We start from the raw sequence: 15,224 nt of genomic DNA, 5'->3' as shown, positions 1-15,224 counted from the left end.
TATTTTTAGACCATTCAAACTTTTTGGCGTCTGCGCAGTCGCATAAATCCGTAGAGTCCGGCGACCATTGCCACCACACCAGCGGTTACAATATTTTCATCAACAGGAGGCGCGCTGCGGCGCAGCACGAGATCAGCGCGTGTCAGCGATAAACCGTCCTCCACAGCCCGCACGCTGAAGTCATATGTTCCGGCCTGTACAGTTTCCATATCTTTGGCACTTTGACGGATAACGGCACCGCTCTGTGGCTGATCGCGCTGTTCGTTGCCGCTTTTTGGGCTGTAGCTGAGGCGATCTGCCAGCACCGGCACACCATCGCGCAATACAGCAAGATTAAGCACGGATGGTTTTTGTCCGCTGGTTGCACCCTGCATTGGCGTTGCATCGACAAAGATACGCAAAGGCGCATCTTCAGGCTTCAACTGCACTTTCGCAGACTGATAGCCACCCTCGCGCTGATAGAGCACCCATGTGCCGATTTCTTCACCGCCGAAATGACGCTGCGCCCAAGGCCAGATCACTCCGGTTGCCAAACCAACGAGAAACAGCAGAATACAAAAAATACGCATCAGGCTTTTTTCTCCCAGCGGCGGTCAGCATTCTGCTGCCAGTATGTTAGCTGATGGCCGGCAGCTTTAAGGGTTTTCCATTGTCTCCGTGCGGTTGCCAGTTGCGTCGCATCATGGCCGTCAAACATCACCACCAGCCGCTCATAGCCTTCGGCTCCGGACACTTCCGCGCCCTCCACCACAAAGCGCACTGTTGCTCCGTTCGGATTGGCGTTTGTCGTGGTCAGCAAAGCGGGTTGATGCTCCGCATAAGGTTGCGCATCGGTACCATGAGCGAGAAACGACGCATTGCTCCATGTCCACAGCAAGCGATCCAGCTCGTCGCGGCGCTCTTCAGATGTCATCTGGATAACCACGCGCCAGCCACGCTCCAGTGAGCGGTCAACCAGCCCCGGCAGCGCTTCATCCAGCACGGATTCAGTCAGATGATAAAACAGGATTTCCGCCATCTGCCAATGCGGGGAACAATGCCCCTTACCTCTCACTTTTTTAAAATACAGATTAAGACCTTAAACCAGAAACAAAACGGCCTGTCGATCAGACAGGCCGTTTCATACATAGAAACCGGTCAGATTATAATCAGGCGGTCGCTGAACGTGGCGCTTGTTGCGGAGCAGTGATACTGCGCACGCCTAGGCACAACAGTGTAAAATAGCTCAGGCTTTCCAGAACCTCTTCCAGAAACTCATTAAAGGCGAGCCCGTGCATTTTCTCAAAAACTTCGCCGAGGGCAATGAGCACAGCCGCCAGATAAAAAGGCCATGCTTTGCGGCTGAAAACAAAATTCAGAACCGGGCGCACATAATCTGAATGACGGAAAACATAAATAACAGTGAAAGCGATGACGATAATCGCCTCATGCCAGCGGAACGCATGGGACTTGATATAGTTGCTCACCGGTCCTGTCGGCTCAACTTCAAACTCACGGAAGAAGAAAATCCACATCAGTACAGACATGCCGATTGCGAACATTCGCGCCGGTCCCTCACTGCGCAGACCACCAATGAAAAAAGCGATCGCGGCAAGACCGAGATAAACCAGCTGCAAATTTTCAAGCAATCCAGCCTCTCCCATTTCGACGACAAGATTATCAAAATCCGTCACGAAGAAAAAGAACAGAGCATTCAATAAAAGCAGCACCAGCACTGCACTGATGAAACTGCGCGAAGCATAAGATGGAAACACAATATTATCCGGAATAAACAGCCAGCCCTTCCCTCAGGGGTGCCAAAACTGGCGGACACAGCATCTCAATGAACATATTATGACATCTTAACAAGTTCTTGTTGCTGCGCACAATTAAAATTCATATTCCGGAGGTCAATTTTTATTGAGACATGCACTGAGCCTGAAATACAAAAAAGCCGGCGCAAGCACCGGCTTTTCAATCTTGTGACAAGAAAAGGTCTTATCAGCCTTCGTAATGGTCACGAACGAGGCGATCCAGAACGCGGACACCGAAGCCCGAACCCCAGGATTCATTATACTCGCTGGCAGGTGAATCCATCGCAGTACCGGCAATATCCAGATGCGCCCAAGGTGTGTCACCGACAAAACGCTTGAGGAACTGTGCGGCAGTGATCGAACCCGCAGGGCGACCGGCCGAGTTGCGCATATCCGCGAATTTGGAATCGATGATCTTGTCATATTCCTTGGTCAGCGGCAGACGCCACAGTTTTTCACCGCTGGTCTGACCTGCATCAAACAGCTGTTCAGCCAGTTCATCATCATTGGAGAACAGGCCTGCATGCTGCGTGCCCAGTGCAATCACAATCGCACCGGTCAGCGTTGCCAGATTGATCATGAAGCGCGGCTTATGGGTTTTAGCTGTGTAATACAGTGCATCGGCCAGAACCAGACGGCCTTCCGCATCGGTATTGATCACTTCGATTGTCTGACCGGACATGGTGGTGACAATGTCACCCGGACGCTGTGCATTGCCATCCGGCATGTTTTCCACAAGACCGATAACGCCAATAACATTTACCTTGGCCTTACGGCCAGCCAATGCGCGCATCAGACCGGTAACCGCAGCTGCACCGCCCATGTCACCCTTCATGTCTTCCATGCCGAGCGCAGGCTTGATGGAAATACCGCCGGTGTCGAACACCACGCCTTTACCAACAAAGGCAACCGGCTTGTCTTTAGCCTTGCCGCCATTCCATTCCATAACCACCAGACGCGGCGGTCGCACGGAACCCTGAGCCACGCCGAGGAGCGAGCCCATACCGAGCTTTTTCATTTCTTTTTCAGTGAGCGTGGTGATTTTAACGCCGAGCTTTTCAAGCTTTTCAGCTTCCGCAGCAAATTCCACCGGTCCGAGCACATTGGCAGGCTCATTGACCAGATCACGCGCCAGCAACACGCCTTCACCAACCTCTGCCGCAGATTCATAAGCTTTTTCAGCAGCAACCGCATCGGCAACCTGAATTGTCAGCTTAACGTCTTTAGCGTCTGCTTTATCGTCATTTTTCTTGGTCTTGTATTTATCAAAGCGATAGGCACGCAGCTGTGCGCCCAGTGCAAAATCTGCCGCGGCTTCTGCTGTTACATCCAAACCGTCAATTGCCAGAATAGCATTGGCTTCAGCGGCCTTGCCGATTTTGGCAAATGCCGCGCCGCCGATTTTCAGCCAGTCGTCATTTTTCAGCTTTGCAGGATCACCAATACCAACCAGAACCAGACGCTCAGCGCCTGCGCCGTCAGCAAGATATGTTTCAAGCGTAGCACCAAGTTTGCCCTTGAAGCCTGCCTTGGCAATCAGACCGGAAACGAAACCTTCGCCGCCGACATGGCTTGCCTGTGCGGCAACAGAACCATCTTTGTTCACAGGGACAATCACGACATCTTTCAGCTTTTCTGAAAAATTCGAAAACTTGATGACTGGATTTTTGGACATAATAACTCCAATAGATGAAAACAGAGTCGCATAACTTATTCCTTGTGTGGCGCTATCATGACCAAACCACAAGATATAAATTACCACCTCTGACGAATAAGTGTTTTGTTAACCTAATTTCTTTGTCTCTTTTTAGCCAAGACGGCTCTATGATAAACACTAAAATGATGACAACTGTTTGCCCCCAGTCATTAACCGTTTATAGAACACCGACAACATTGTTCGTTAAACAGGTTTTGACAGGTTCAGCCCTAAGGTTCAGGATGTAAATTCAGCGTATGAAACTGATTGAGCGATACATCCTGCGTCGTGTGGGAATAATGTTTCTGGCCGTGTTTTGCGCGGCCATTGGCATTACCTGGACTGTGCAGGTGCTGCAGCGCATCAATTTTCTGACGTCAAGCGGTCAGTCTCTGGCAACGGCCATTCAGTTTTTCTCGCTGTTCATCCCTTCAGTTATTCCGCTGGTTATGCCTTTTGCGCTGGTGATCGCGATCACACAGACGCTTTCCACCATGAACCAGGATTCGGAGCTGGTGGTTATCAACGCTTCCGGCAGCCCGCGCACAGCTGTTATTCGTCCGATTCTGATGCTTGCGGCAGCGCTTTCAGTCGCCTCGTTTCTGGTTGCCAATTTTGTAGATCCGTATGCGCGTTATAATATGCGCTCCATGCTCGCCAATGCTAGCGCGGATCTGCTTAATGTTGTTGTGCAGGAAGGCAGCTTCCGCAAACTGTCAGACAATCTCTATGTGCAGATTGCCGAGCGCAAACCTGACGGCAGCATCGGCGGGATGTTCATCGCCGATTCCCGCGATGCCAATACGGATCTGGTATACTATGCTCTTGACGGCGCCATCGCTAATAATAACGGCAATGATGTTCTGCTCATGAATAACGGGGAAATTCAGCGCCGCGATGTCAAAACCGGTAGCGTGTCGATCATCAAATTTGATCAGTATGCGTTTGATCTGAGCCAGTTTACTGACTCGAGCGGCGACATGGTTCTCTATGCCAAGGATCGTCACCTGTCCTATCTCATCAATCCGGACAAAAATGACCCGATCTTTCAGACAAAACCGCTGCAATATCGTGCGGAATTGCATAAACGTCTGACAAACTGGGTCTATCCGTTTGTTTTTGCTATGATTGCACTGGTTCTTGCCGGTGATGCCCGCTCACACCGTGAGGCGCGAATTTCTGCTTCTTTCTCGGCAATTTCGCTGTCGCTTATTGTGTATTGGGCCGGTTATTTCATTTCCGATCGTGCCGAGAAAAATTTAAGCTACATACCGGTGATGTACATTATTCCTCTCGGCGTTATTGCGGTCTGTCTCTACGCATTGTTCAGCGGTCGTTCGCTCGCTCTGCCTATATCATGGTCTGACAAACTGCAGGATATGACAGAACAACTGAACCTGCGTTTACGCAGTATTTATGAGCGTTTTTCAGGGAAAAACGCGTCAGGAGGTCAGTCATGATCGGCTGGACACTCGGGCGCTATTTCTTCATGCGCTATGTCAAAACCACTCTGTATTTTCTGCTCGGGATTTTCGCCTTATCCCTGCTGCTGGATTTCACTGAAAATGCCAGCAAACTGGCCAATCTTCCGGATTATTCGGTATGGGCAGCGCTGGGACTTTCAGCGATGCGCATCCCTTTTATCATGCAGCAGATTATTCCGTTTGTAGCGCTGTTTTCCGCTATGGCCACACTCATTGCGCTGAACCGCAAATATGAACTGGTTGTTGCGCGTTCTGTCGGGGTTTCCGCATGGCAGTTTTTGCTGCCGGCCTGTCTTGGTGCATTTCTGTTTGGCCTTGTTACGATTTTTATCATTAATCCGCTGGCGGCCTATGGCTTCGAAAAGTCGATGGAAATCAGCACTCAATGGCAGAACGGCAATGTTAATCAGGTTTCCGCAATGCGCGATCCGTGGCTGCGTCAGAAGTCTGACGGACAGGAAACCATCATTGGCGCAAAAGGTATTCTCGCTCAGGGAACACATCTGACAGATGTCAGCTTTTTCGTGTTCAATGAAGACAAAACTATTAAAGAGCGTTTCGACGCCCGTAATGCCCATCTGGAAGACGGATACTGGAGCCTGACCAATGTGACCCACATTGTTGAGGGACAGGAACCTAAAGAGCTGTTATCCACAAAAATTCCGACGCAGTTAAAAGCGGAATTTCTCGAAGAGAAACTTTCTTCACCCGATACGATTCCATTTGTTCAATTGCCCCGCAAGATCGAAGTCGCACGTTCTTTCGGCTTTTCGGCCACAGCTTTTGACATGCAGTTCCAGTCTTTGCTGGCCTTGCCTGCCCTTCTGATGGCCATGACGCTGATTGCAGCAACAGTCTCATTAAAATTTGTGCGTTCTGGCCAGTCCGGAACAATGATTCTGGGTGGCATCATCGCCGGGTTCGTGCTTTATGTCGTTACTGTACTTGCCAAAGCCTTTGGCACGGCAGGATTCGTGCCGCCTTTTGTGGCGGCATGGGTACCGGTATTGATTGCAACATTTTTTGGAATCTCCTTTTTGCTCCATAAGGAGGATGGTTAGTGGGATTGAGTAGCCCCCGCACGGTAGTTTCTGAGTATTTCGCGCGTCTTGCACGCGGGACAGCTCTTGCGTGCATTTTTTCCACCTCTATGATGATTTCCCTGTCTTCTGCTGCTCACGCGCAGGATGCAGCAGGTTCCGCTGAGTTCGGCAGCCAGTATCAGACCAATCCTGATGCCAAAATGCTGTTGCAGGCTGACAATCTGATTGTCGACAAAGATCAGAACACCGTCACTGCCGCCGGCAATGTGCAGATCGAATATGATGGTAATCGTCTGGTTGCGCGTCAGGTTGTTTACAACCAGAAAACAAAGCGCATGGTTGCGAAAGGCAATGTTGAAATTGTCGAACGCGATGGTAACCGCATCTATTCCGATGAAATGGATGTTACGGATGACTTCCGTGATGGTTTTGTAAACGGCCTGCGTGTTGAGACTGTTGACGACACCCGTTTTGCTGCCGAGAGCGCCGAACGCAGCCTCGGTGAAATTACGACATTCAATAACGGTGTTTACACCGCGTGCCGGGCTTGTGAAAAAGATCCGAGCAAACCGGTTCTCTGGCAGGTTAAAGCCAAGAAGATCATCTGGAACGGCACCAAGAAAACCGTACGCTTTGAAGGCGGCCGTTTTGAAATGTTCGGCAAATCGCTATTTGCTCTGCCCTCTTTTGAAATTGCTGACCCGACCATCAAACGTAAGAGCGGCTTCCTGTTTCCGAGCTTTCTTTATAAAGATGAACTCGGCTTTGGTGTGAGAGCCGGTTATTTCTGGAATCTGGCACCAAATTACGACATTACCACCTATGGCACAGCTCTGAGCAAACAGGGTTTCCTGAGCGAGACCGAATGGCGTCACCGCCTTGAAAACGGCTCATATAATATCCGCGTTGCGGGTATTTATCAGGCAAAACCGGGTGAATTCGGCTCTACAACTGTTGATGCGCAGGAACGCTTCCGCGCAATGGCCAGTTCCAAGGGTGATTTCAAAATTAATCCGCGTTGGAGCTTCGGCTGGGACGTAATCGCCCAGACGGATAAAAACTTCAGCCGCACCTATAAGATCAGCGGCTACAGCGATGAAACGCTGACATCCAACGTCTATTTGCGTGGCATTAACGGCCGCAATCATCTTGATATCAACTTTTATAAGTTCAAGGTTCAGGAAGATGTGCTGAATGGCAGTACCAATGCCGTCGACACCAAGCAGCCTTGGGTTCTGCCAAGCGTTGATTACCTCTATACAGTGCCGGGTTCGGTCTATGGCGGCGAGCTGACAATTACCAGCAATCTGCAGGGCATCTATCGTGAAACGTCAGATATCTTCAGCCTGAACAATAACGGTAATATTCGTGACTTCATTCGTGGCGTGAAAGGCAGCAGTGCCCGCCTGACCACAGAAGCAGAATGGAAGCGGACATTCATCAGCGAACAAGGGCTTGTCATCACGCCTTTGCTGGCTTTGCGTGGCGACGCTATCGGCATTGATACCAGTGATACATTCGGCACAGGCAATGAAATCCGTTCACAGGCATTTCGTGGCATGGCAACCGCCGGTCTTGAAGTGCGCTGGCCGATCCTGTTCTCATCCACAAGCATGACGCAGATTCTGGAGCCAACAGCCCAGATTTTCGTTCGCAATGATGAGCCTTATGCGGGGCGTCTGCCGAATGAAGATGCGCAGAGCTTTGTATTCGATGCGACCAGCCTGTTCCAGCGTGATAAATTCTCCGGCTACGACCGTGTTGAAGGCGGCACCCGTGCTAATCTGGGGCTTCGCTATTCCGGCAACATGAATAATGGCTGGTCTATCCACGGTTTGGCAGGTCAGTCCTTCCATCTGGGTGGCCTGAACTCCTTTGCGACAAGCGACTTTGTCGGCGCGGGTGCGAATTCCGGTCTTGAAGGCAAGCGTTCTGACTATGTTGCAATGCTTGGCTTATCCAACAATACCGGCCTTGCCTTTGCCGCTCGCGGACGCTTTGACAAAGATAATTTTGATATTCAGCGCGGTGAGCTGGAAGCAAGCCATACCGGACAGGTTGTGCAGGCTTCTGTTAAATATGCCTATATCGCTAAGCAGCCTGACTACGGCTACGATCAGGAACGTCAGGAAGTCAGCCTGAGCGGATCAACACGCTTTAAGGAAAACTGGCGTGTGTTCGGCTCCGGAACCTATGATATCGTATCAGAAACACTGGTAAAGGCGCAGTCTGGTCTGGCTTATGACGATGAGTGCTTCACTTATTCAATGGCCTATATCCAGTCACGCAGCCCGGGTCAGGATAAGATTTCTCACTCGGTCGGCTTCAATATTTCCTTCCGGACACTTGGTGATCTTGGCAGTTCATTCTGACGCTCATCAGATCATCAGAGACTTCATTTTTACAAATAAATTTACGGCTCGCTTCATGCGGGCCGTAAATTATTTAAAGTCAGTTTAGACAGTCATAAAAGTTACCGCGGTGAATTTCCGCATAATCAACTCAATCACATCATAAATTCGTACTAATTTCAGCTTATGGACAAGCTGAATTTCTCTGTCGCCCGTAGTATGAGAGCTTGTTTCACCGCATCTGCTCATTTATACAAGAACGGAAACCCTGACAGGATGTGGCAATACAGATCATTTATCTATCATTTACTCCGGATACGGAGATGATCGCGTCCTGAAGCGCGTAACGGGAAACCAGGTATGAACTTTACCACCATGAGCATGAACTTTAACAAGCGTATTTTTGCTGCACTGATTGCCGGTACTGTTGCCATGACTGCACTCGGCACAACAGAACTTACCGGTGTCGCCCATGCAGCCGAGATTAAGGTTATCGTCAACAACAATCCGATTACTAATGTTGACATCGCTAACCGTGCTGCATTTTTGAAACTGCAGCGCCGCAGCGGCAATCTCAGCAAGATTGCGCAGGATGAACTTGTTGAAGAGATGCTCAAGCGCGTAGAAATGAAATCACGCGGTATTGTTGTTTCCGATCAGGAAGTTGAAACTGCCTTTGCAGGCTTTGCTTCCCGCAACAAGATGAGCGTTGCGCAGCTTAACCAGTTGATGAATCAGGCAGGCATTACACCTAAGCACTTCAAAACCTTTATCATGGTACAGATGGGCTGGAGCCGCGCAATCGGCGCACGCTTCCGCTCAGAAGGTATGATGAGCGAGCAGGATGCAGTGCAGCGTATGCTCAAAGAAGGCGGTAAAAAACCTTCTTCCAGTGAATATACATTGCAGCAGGTGATTTTTGTTGTGCCTGCCGCCAGCCGCTCAGCAGGCACTATGGCCAAGCGCCGTCAGGAAGCCACAGCTTTGCGCAATCGGTTCTCCGGTTGTGATGCTACCCGTGCGCAAACCAAAGGCATGCTCGATGTGACTGTGCGTGATCTTGGCAAACATCTGGAACTGCAGCTGCCGCCGGAATGGTCAAAGCAGCTGAAAGAAACAGCCGTCGGCCGGCCTACTGCTGTACAGGATACCGACAAAGGCGTTGAGTTTCTCGCTGTTTGCGCCAAGCGCACAGTATCGGATGACCGCGTTGCACAGCTGACTTTCTCTATGGAAGGTACAGGCAGCAATTCCGATCAGGAAAAGAAGGCTGAAGAAATCAGCAAGAAGTACCTGAAAGAACTGCGCGAAAAAGCGAAAATCGTTAATCGCTAAACCTTATTAGTCACGCAAGGTCTGACCTTGCGTGACTATACTATCTTTAATTCGCACCCTGCGAACAGCAGAACCGGAGCATAAAATGGTTTTTCCGCATCATGGAGAGGCTCCTCTCGCTCCGGTTGCCCTCAGTGTCGGTGATCCGTCCGGTATTGGTCCGGATATTGCTCTTGCCGCATGGGCTTCTCGCGAGAAATATTCTCTGCCACCGTTCTTCATTCTGGCAGATCCCGCGCTTTTAACCGCAAGAGCCAGACAACTCGGCCTCGATATTCCGCTCAGCATCTGCCAGCCTTCAGAAGCCGTGCAGCGTTTTTGTCATTACCTGCCTGTTGTACCACTGGCGAACCGGCTGTCCGATAAACCCGGCATTCCGCAAGCAGATAATGCCGCCGGTATTATTGAGGCAATTGAGCGGGCAACATCCTATGTGCTGAATGGTCAGGCAAGTGCGGTTACGACCTGCCCTATTGCCAAGAAACCGCTCTATGAAGCAGGCTTTGGCTTTCCCGGTCATACGGAGTTTCTTGCGCATCTGGCCTCACGCCATCTTGGGACTGAAGTGCGCCCTGTCATGATGCTTGCAGGCCCGCAATTGCGCGCCGTTCCCGTGACCATCCATATTCCGCTGCATAAAGTACCAGAGCAGCTCACCACCGATGCCATTATCGAGACAATCCGCATTACAGAGCATGATCTGCGGGTACGCTTCGGCATCAGCCATCCGCGTATTGCCGTCTCAGGTCTCAATCCGCATGCAGGTGAAGGCGGAGCGCTCGGCCATGAGGATGATGCAGTCATCCGCCCTGCCATTGAGCTGCTGAAGTCTGAAGGCATCAATATTCGCGGACCTCTGCCTGCGGATACAATGTTCCACAAACAGGCACTGACGACCTATGATGCCGCTATTTGCATGTATCATGATCAGGCGCTCATTCCGGCGAAGGCGCTGGCTTTTGACGAAACAGTCAATGTAACGCTCGGCATGCCATTCATCCGCACCTCGCCTGACCACGGAACGGCATTTGATATTGCGGGGCGGGGCATTGCCCGACCGGACAGCCTGATCGCCGCCCTCAAACTTGCAGCAGAACTGGCTGCGAACAATCAACGGACAAAAACAACGAATGAGCATTGATAATCTGCCGCCCCTGCGTGACGTGATTGAACGTCATGAACTGAATGCCAAGAAATCCCTCGGCCAGAACTTTTTGCTCGACCTGAACCTGACTTCAAAAATTGCACGGCAGGCCGGTAATTTGCAGGATCAGCCTGTGATCGAAGTTGGTCCCGGTCCCGGCGGCTTAACCCGTGCAATTCTTGCCCAAGGCGGCATTGTCACAGCAATTGAGCGCGATGAGCGCTGCCTGCCTGCACTGGCAGAAATTGCAGCAGAATATCCCGGACGTTTAAAGGTAATAGCCGGTGATGCGCTGGAGCAGGATTTTAAAGCACTGTTTCCTGATACAACACAAAAGCCGAAGATCATCGCCAACCTGCCTTACAATGTCGGCACACAGTTGCTGATCGGCTGGTTGCTGAGTGATCCGTGGCCGCCTTTTTACAGCTCCATGACCCTGATGTTCCAGAAGGAAGTGGCTGAGCGTATTGTTGCCCACGCCGGTGACGATGCCTATGGCCGTCTTGGTGTACTGGCCGGATGGCGCACACAGTCTAAAATTGCGTTTGATCTGCCGCCGCAGGCATTCACGCCACCGCCAAAAGTAACATCTGCCGTTGTGCACATGATCCCGCGTGATGAGCCGCTCGCCTGTCCTCCGCAACTTCTGGAACGGGTGACACAGGCTGCCTTCGGCCAGCGCCGCAAGATGCTGCGCCAGAGCCTCAAGCCGCTTGGCGGTGAAGCCCTACTCAATAAAGCAGGCATTGATCCGACCCGCCGCGCCGAGACTTTAAGCGTGGAAGAATTTGTGCATCTGACGAACCAGCTCTGAGCATTTTTGAGCCAAAAGCTGAAGCCGGTTGTGTCACGGAAATACGCGAACCCGATAATTCTGCAAGCCATAAAAAACCGCCTCACGGCGGTTTTTCTTTTTAAGTAATCAAACGCTCAGGAAGGCTGCTCTTCCAGCAATCCGTTGACGAATTCAAACAGACCCGGACGACGGTCACGGCGCAGACGCTCTGCCATCACAATAGACTTTACAGCCGCATAGGACTGGTTCAGATCTTCATTGATAACAATGTAATCGTATTTGCTCCATTTCTGGATTTCAAAACGCGCATTGTTCAGACGCGTTTCGATAACTTCAGCAGTATCTTCCGCGCGGCGGTTCAGACGCATCTGAAGCTCTTTCATGGTCGGCGGCAGAATAAAGATCGACACCACATCGGCAGGCATTTTGGCCTGAAGCTGCTCTGCACCCTGCCAGTCAATATCGAACAGCATGTCGCGGCCATCTGCCAGCGCATTTTCAGCTGTTTCGCGCAACGTGCCGTAATAATTACCGTGGACTTCTGCCCACTCAATCAGTGCATCACTGTCGCGCAGACGCTCGAATTCGCGCACGCTTTTAAAGTGGTAATGGATACCTTCAATTTCGCTTGCGCGGCGCTGGCGGGTGGTCACACTCACAGAGAGAGAAAGATCCATTTCCCGATCTTCCAGCAACAGCCGTGCGATGGTGGATTTACCAGCACCCGATGGTGAGGAAATGACCAGCATAAGGCCGCGCCGTGCGACAGCATTTTCCACGAAGGAGATGGCCATGATCTACTCTGCTCCAGATTCTTTATTCACTGATATGTTTGATATCATTGTGCCGTACTGATGTCTCTTTTGTTCTCAGCGATCCGTGTGATCGCTGAGTTTTTTAGTTATCAAAATATTACTTGTTCTTAAATATACGCCGCACAGAAACGCTTTCCAATACGGACTATTCCAGATTTTGAATCTGCTCACGAAACTGATCAACCACAGCTTTCAGTTCAAGACCGATGGCTGTAATGGAAGCCGCATTTGACTTTGAGCAAAGCGTATTGGTTTCGCGGTTAAATTCCTGTGACAGGAAGTCGAGCTTACGCCCCACAGGCCCGCCATCGGCCAGCAATTTATGCGCGGCATCCACATGCATATCCAACCGATCGAGCTCTTCCTGAATATCTGCCTTGGTGGCCAGAAATGCCGCTTCCATATGCAGGCGCTGCTCATCCAGTGCAATTGCTGAAGCACGATTATTATTCACAGCCTCCAGCAACAGAGCCACCTGACCGGCAAGGCGCTCACGAATAGCCTCAGGACTGCGCGATACATCCTGACGTGCCTGCCCTGCCAGCTCTGCAATCCGGTCTACATGACCGCTCAGCAGATCAGACAGACGTTGCCCTTCTTGTGAGCGCATCAGTTTCAATGCAGCCAGCGCCTCATCAAAAGAGGACAGCAAGACGGCCTTTAAAGCCGCCTTGGCATTTTCATCTGCCTCTGTTTGTGGCGGCTCAAGAATACCTTTAAGGTTGAGCACTGCATCAACACTTGCCGGTGCAAGGCCATATTGGTTCTGTAATTGCTGTGCGGTCTGCATGACCTTGCTCAGCAGTGCTTCATTGATAACCAGCTTGACCTGCGCTTCCGGTTCTTCGACTGTCACATTGACCTGAAAAGACCCGCGCGAGAACACACGCCCCAACGCCGCACGTAATAATTGCTCAAGATCATCAAAGCCATTGGGCGTGCGAAAACGTGCATCAAGGCCTTTGCCGTTGACGCAGCGGATTTCCCAACTGATCCGCGTCTCCGCACCACTCTCCGGTGTGAAAGTTGCCGTATGGCGGGCGAAGCCGGTCATGCTCTGTACTGTCATTACAAATTCCATGTCTGGAGCCGTTTTGTTTTCCAAAACTGCTTTGAAAAATGCCGCCCGGATAACCGGACGGCATCATATTTTAATTCTATATCTGAACACAAGCCTTACGGAGAAGGTGGCGTTACCGGTGCTGCGCCGTTACCACCAGTGGACGGATTTTCCTTACGCTGGCGTTCAACTTCACGCCATTTGCGTACATTTTCATTGTGGTCTTTCAAAGTCGCCGCGAATACGTGCCCGCCGGTTCCGTCAGCCACAAAATACAGGTCTTTCGTATCCAGCGGATTGGCAACAGCTTCCAGAGCATCACGCCCCGGATTGGCAATCGGTGTCGGTGGCAAGCCTTTGATAATATAGGTATTGTAGGCCGTGTCTTTTTCGATATCCGACTTGTAAATCGGGCGGTCAGCCGGTTTGCCACGTCCGCCGAAAATACCGTAAATAATCGTCGGATCGGATTGCAGGCGCATACCCTGATTAAGACGGTTCACAAAAACAGAGGCAACATGCGGACGCTCAGATGCCACGCCGGTTTCTTTTTCAACGATGGAAGCCAGTGTTACGAATTCGTTTTTGTCTTTGACCGGCAGACCTTCACGGCGCTTTGCCCAGACTTCATCCACCAGCTTGCTTTGCGCAGTTTTCAGACGATTGACGACTTCTTCACGGGTTGTTCCGCGCGTGAAACTCAGCGTATCAGCGACAAGACTGCCCTCGGCAGGCTGTGTTTTCGGCAGGTCGCCGGTGAGCAGCTCACTATTGGCAACGCGATCAAAAATCTGCTGTACGGTCAGCCCTTCAGGAATGGTCACTGAGTGCATCAGCGATTTACCTTCAGCGAAGATATTCATAATATCGCGCATGGAAGCATAGGCCGGAATAGCATATTCACCGGCTTTCATGCTCTTTTCCATGCCATAGGCACGGGCACCATAACGGAAAATACGCGCATCCGTGATCAGATCAGCCCGTTCCAGCTGATCGGAGATTTCAACAATGCCGCTGCCGCGTTTCACGAAAAAGGTTGAATCCTGCGCAAGCGGACCTTCGGATGTGAACTGAACTTTACCGAAGTAGAACAGCGCGCCCATGCCGATAACGAGAAATACCAGCAAAGACAGCATAAAATTAGCAAAAACAACGATCTGGCTGCGGGCATGCCGTGAGCGCTTACGCTTTTTCGGCGCCGGCGGCGGTGTGCCCGGCTCAGGGCGCAAAGCCTCACTCGCCGATTTCAGAACGATAGGACCGGTTGCAGCTTCCGGTGTATTTTGCACAGGCGCAGCACTGGCTTCCGGCTGCGTAACCGGCGCAGGTGCCTGCACTGGTGCTGCAGGCTCAGGTGCAGCTGGCGCAGCAGCGATTTCCGGTGAAACCGGTGCAACAATGCCTTTTTCATCCGATGTAACAGGCTTATGAGCGCTCGTAGAAGCCGCGCTCTCCGCGTGAGATGGTGACGCACTATTCTGAGCAGCACTATCAGAAACGGCAGGCTGACCAGCAGATTTATTTTCAGATGATTGGTCTGACGTCACACTTTCACTCCGGTTCAACTCAGCCTGATGGTAATCACCACCAATGGCCTGAGCCGATTAATCTGTATTTTTGTTTCTTAACTCAGTGGGCACAATAATTGCGGCAAAAGCACGAATGCCGCAACCCGTGAACAAAGCTTTCGACAGAAAGAATCCATAT

13 protein-coding genes are annotated in these 15,224 nt (G+C 51.1%); 6 read left to right on the top strand and 7 right to left on the bottom strand.

The features are described 5' to 3' along the window. Positions 1 to 14: 14 nt before the first annotated feature. The 4 genes from P8H26_RS12400 to P8H26_RS12385 form a co-directional block, all read right to left on the bottom strand. Positions 15 to 569 (bottom strand): hypothetical protein, encoded by a 555-nt coding sequence (locus tag P8H26_RS12400; RefSeq protein WP_289633353.1) that lies wholly within the window; start codon positions 567 to 569, stop codon positions 15 to 17. Further along, on the bottom strand, positions 569 to 1,018 hold the full coding sequence (locus P8H26_RS12395) for a DNA polymerase III subunit chi (protein WP_289633352.1): 450 nt from the start codon (positions 1,016 to 1,018) through the stop codon (positions 569 to 571). Before P8H26_RS12395 ends, P8H26_RS12400 begins: the two co-directional genes overlap by 1 nt. A gap of 130 nt (positions 1,019 to 1,148) precedes the next feature. Next, the gene (locus P8H26_RS12390; protein ID WP_289633351.1) at positions 1,149 to 1,754 is read right to left on the bottom strand and encodes a hypothetical protein; all 606 of its coding nucleotides are present in this window, start codon (positions 1,752 to 1,754) and stop codon (positions 1,149 to 1,151) included. Between the two features lie 226 nt (positions 1,755 to 1,980). After that, positions 1,981 to 3,468 carry a leucyl aminopeptidase gene (locus P8H26_RS12385; RefSeq protein ID WP_289633350.1) on the bottom strand — a complete coding sequence of 496 codons (1,488 nt, stop codon included), beginning with the start codon at positions 3,466 to 3,468 and terminating at the stop codon, positions 1,981 to 1,983. 278 nt (positions 3,469 to 3,746) lie between these two features. On the opposite strand from P8H26_RS12385, the gene lptF reads away from it, so the two are divergent. The 6 genes from lptF to rsmA all read left to right on the top strand — a co-directional run bounded on the left by lptF (position 3,747) and on the right by rsmA (position 11,660). After that, positions 3,747 to 4,949 carry an LPS export ABC transporter permease LptF gene (gene lptF / locus P8H26_RS12380; RefSeq protein WP_289633349.1) on the top strand — a complete coding sequence of 401 codons (1,203 nt, stop codon included), beginning with the start codon at positions 3,747 to 3,749 and terminating at the stop codon, positions 4,947 to 4,949. Next, on the top strand, positions 4,946 to 6,034 hold the full coding sequence (lptG, locus tag P8H26_RS12375; RefSeq protein ID WP_289633348.1) for an LPS export ABC transporter permease LptG: 1,089 nt from the start codon (positions 4,946 to 4,948) through the stop codon (positions 6,032 to 6,034). The genes lptF and lptG overlap by 4 nt, the downstream gene beginning before the upstream one ends. Beyond that, positions 6,034 to 8,388, top strand: a complete 2,355-nt coding sequence (locus P8H26_RS12370) for an LPS-assembly protein LptD (protein WP_289633347.1) — start codon at positions 6,034 to 6,036, stop codon at positions 8,386 to 8,388. Before lptG ends, P8H26_RS12370 begins: the two co-directional genes overlap by 1 nt. A gap of 360 nt (positions 8,389 to 8,748) precedes the next feature. Then, positions 8,749 to 9,702 carry a peptidylprolyl isomerase gene (locus P8H26_RS12365; protein ID WP_289633443.1) on the top strand — a complete coding sequence of 318 codons (954 nt, stop codon included), beginning with the start codon at positions 8,749 to 8,751 and terminating at the stop codon, positions 9,700 to 9,702. 85 nt (positions 9,703 to 9,787) lie between these two features. Further along, entirely contained in the window at positions 9,788 to 10,843 is a 1,056-nt protein-coding gene (pdxA, locus tag P8H26_RS12360) for a 4-hydroxythreonine-4-phosphate dehydrogenase PdxA (RefSeq protein ID WP_289633346.1), read from the top strand. After that, complete coding sequence (rsmA, locus tag P8H26_RS12355; protein ID WP_289633345.1) at positions 10,833 to 11,660, top strand: 16S rRNA (adenine(1518)-N(6)/adenine(1519)-N(6))-dimethyltransferase RsmA; 828 nt, start codon at positions 10,833 to 10,835, stop codon at positions 11,658 to 11,660. The genes pdxA and rsmA overlap by 11 nt, the downstream gene beginning before the upstream one ends. A gap of 116 nt (positions 11,661 to 11,776) precedes the next feature. Here rsmA and gmk read toward each other — a convergent pair whose 3' ends face one another. From gmk to mltG, 3 genes are all read right to left on the bottom strand, one after another. Continuing rightward, complete coding sequence (gene gmk, locus P8H26_RS12350) at positions 11,777 to 12,436, bottom strand: guanylate kinase (protein ID WP_289633344.1); 660 nt, start codon at positions 12,434 to 12,436, stop codon at positions 11,777 to 11,779. A 166-nt stretch (positions 12,437 to 12,602) separates the two neighbouring features. Then, the gene (locus tag P8H26_RS12345; protein ID WP_289633343.1) at positions 12,603 to 13,526 is read right to left on the bottom strand and encodes a YicC/YloC family endoribonuclease; all 924 of its coding nucleotides are present in this window, start codon (positions 13,524 to 13,526) and stop codon (positions 12,603 to 12,605) included. Positions 13,527 to 13,633: 107 nt separating this feature from the next. Next, a complete protein-coding gene (gene mltG / locus P8H26_RS12340; protein ID WP_374708297.1) occupies positions 13,634 to 14,854 on the bottom strand; it encodes an endolytic transglycosylase MltG in 1,221 nt (406 codons plus the stop codon). Between the last annotated feature and the right edge of the window lie 370 nt (positions 14,855 to 15,224).

Origin of the sequence: Pseudochrobactrum sp. sp1633 (genome assembly GCF_030376605.1) — a bacterium.
Classification (GTDB): Bacteria; Pseudomonadota; Alphaproteobacteria; order Rhizobiales; family Rhizobiaceae; genus Pseudochrobactrum.
Note: the sequence above shows the minus strand (reverse complement) of the source record. Positions and strands in the feature narration are given on the sequence as shown.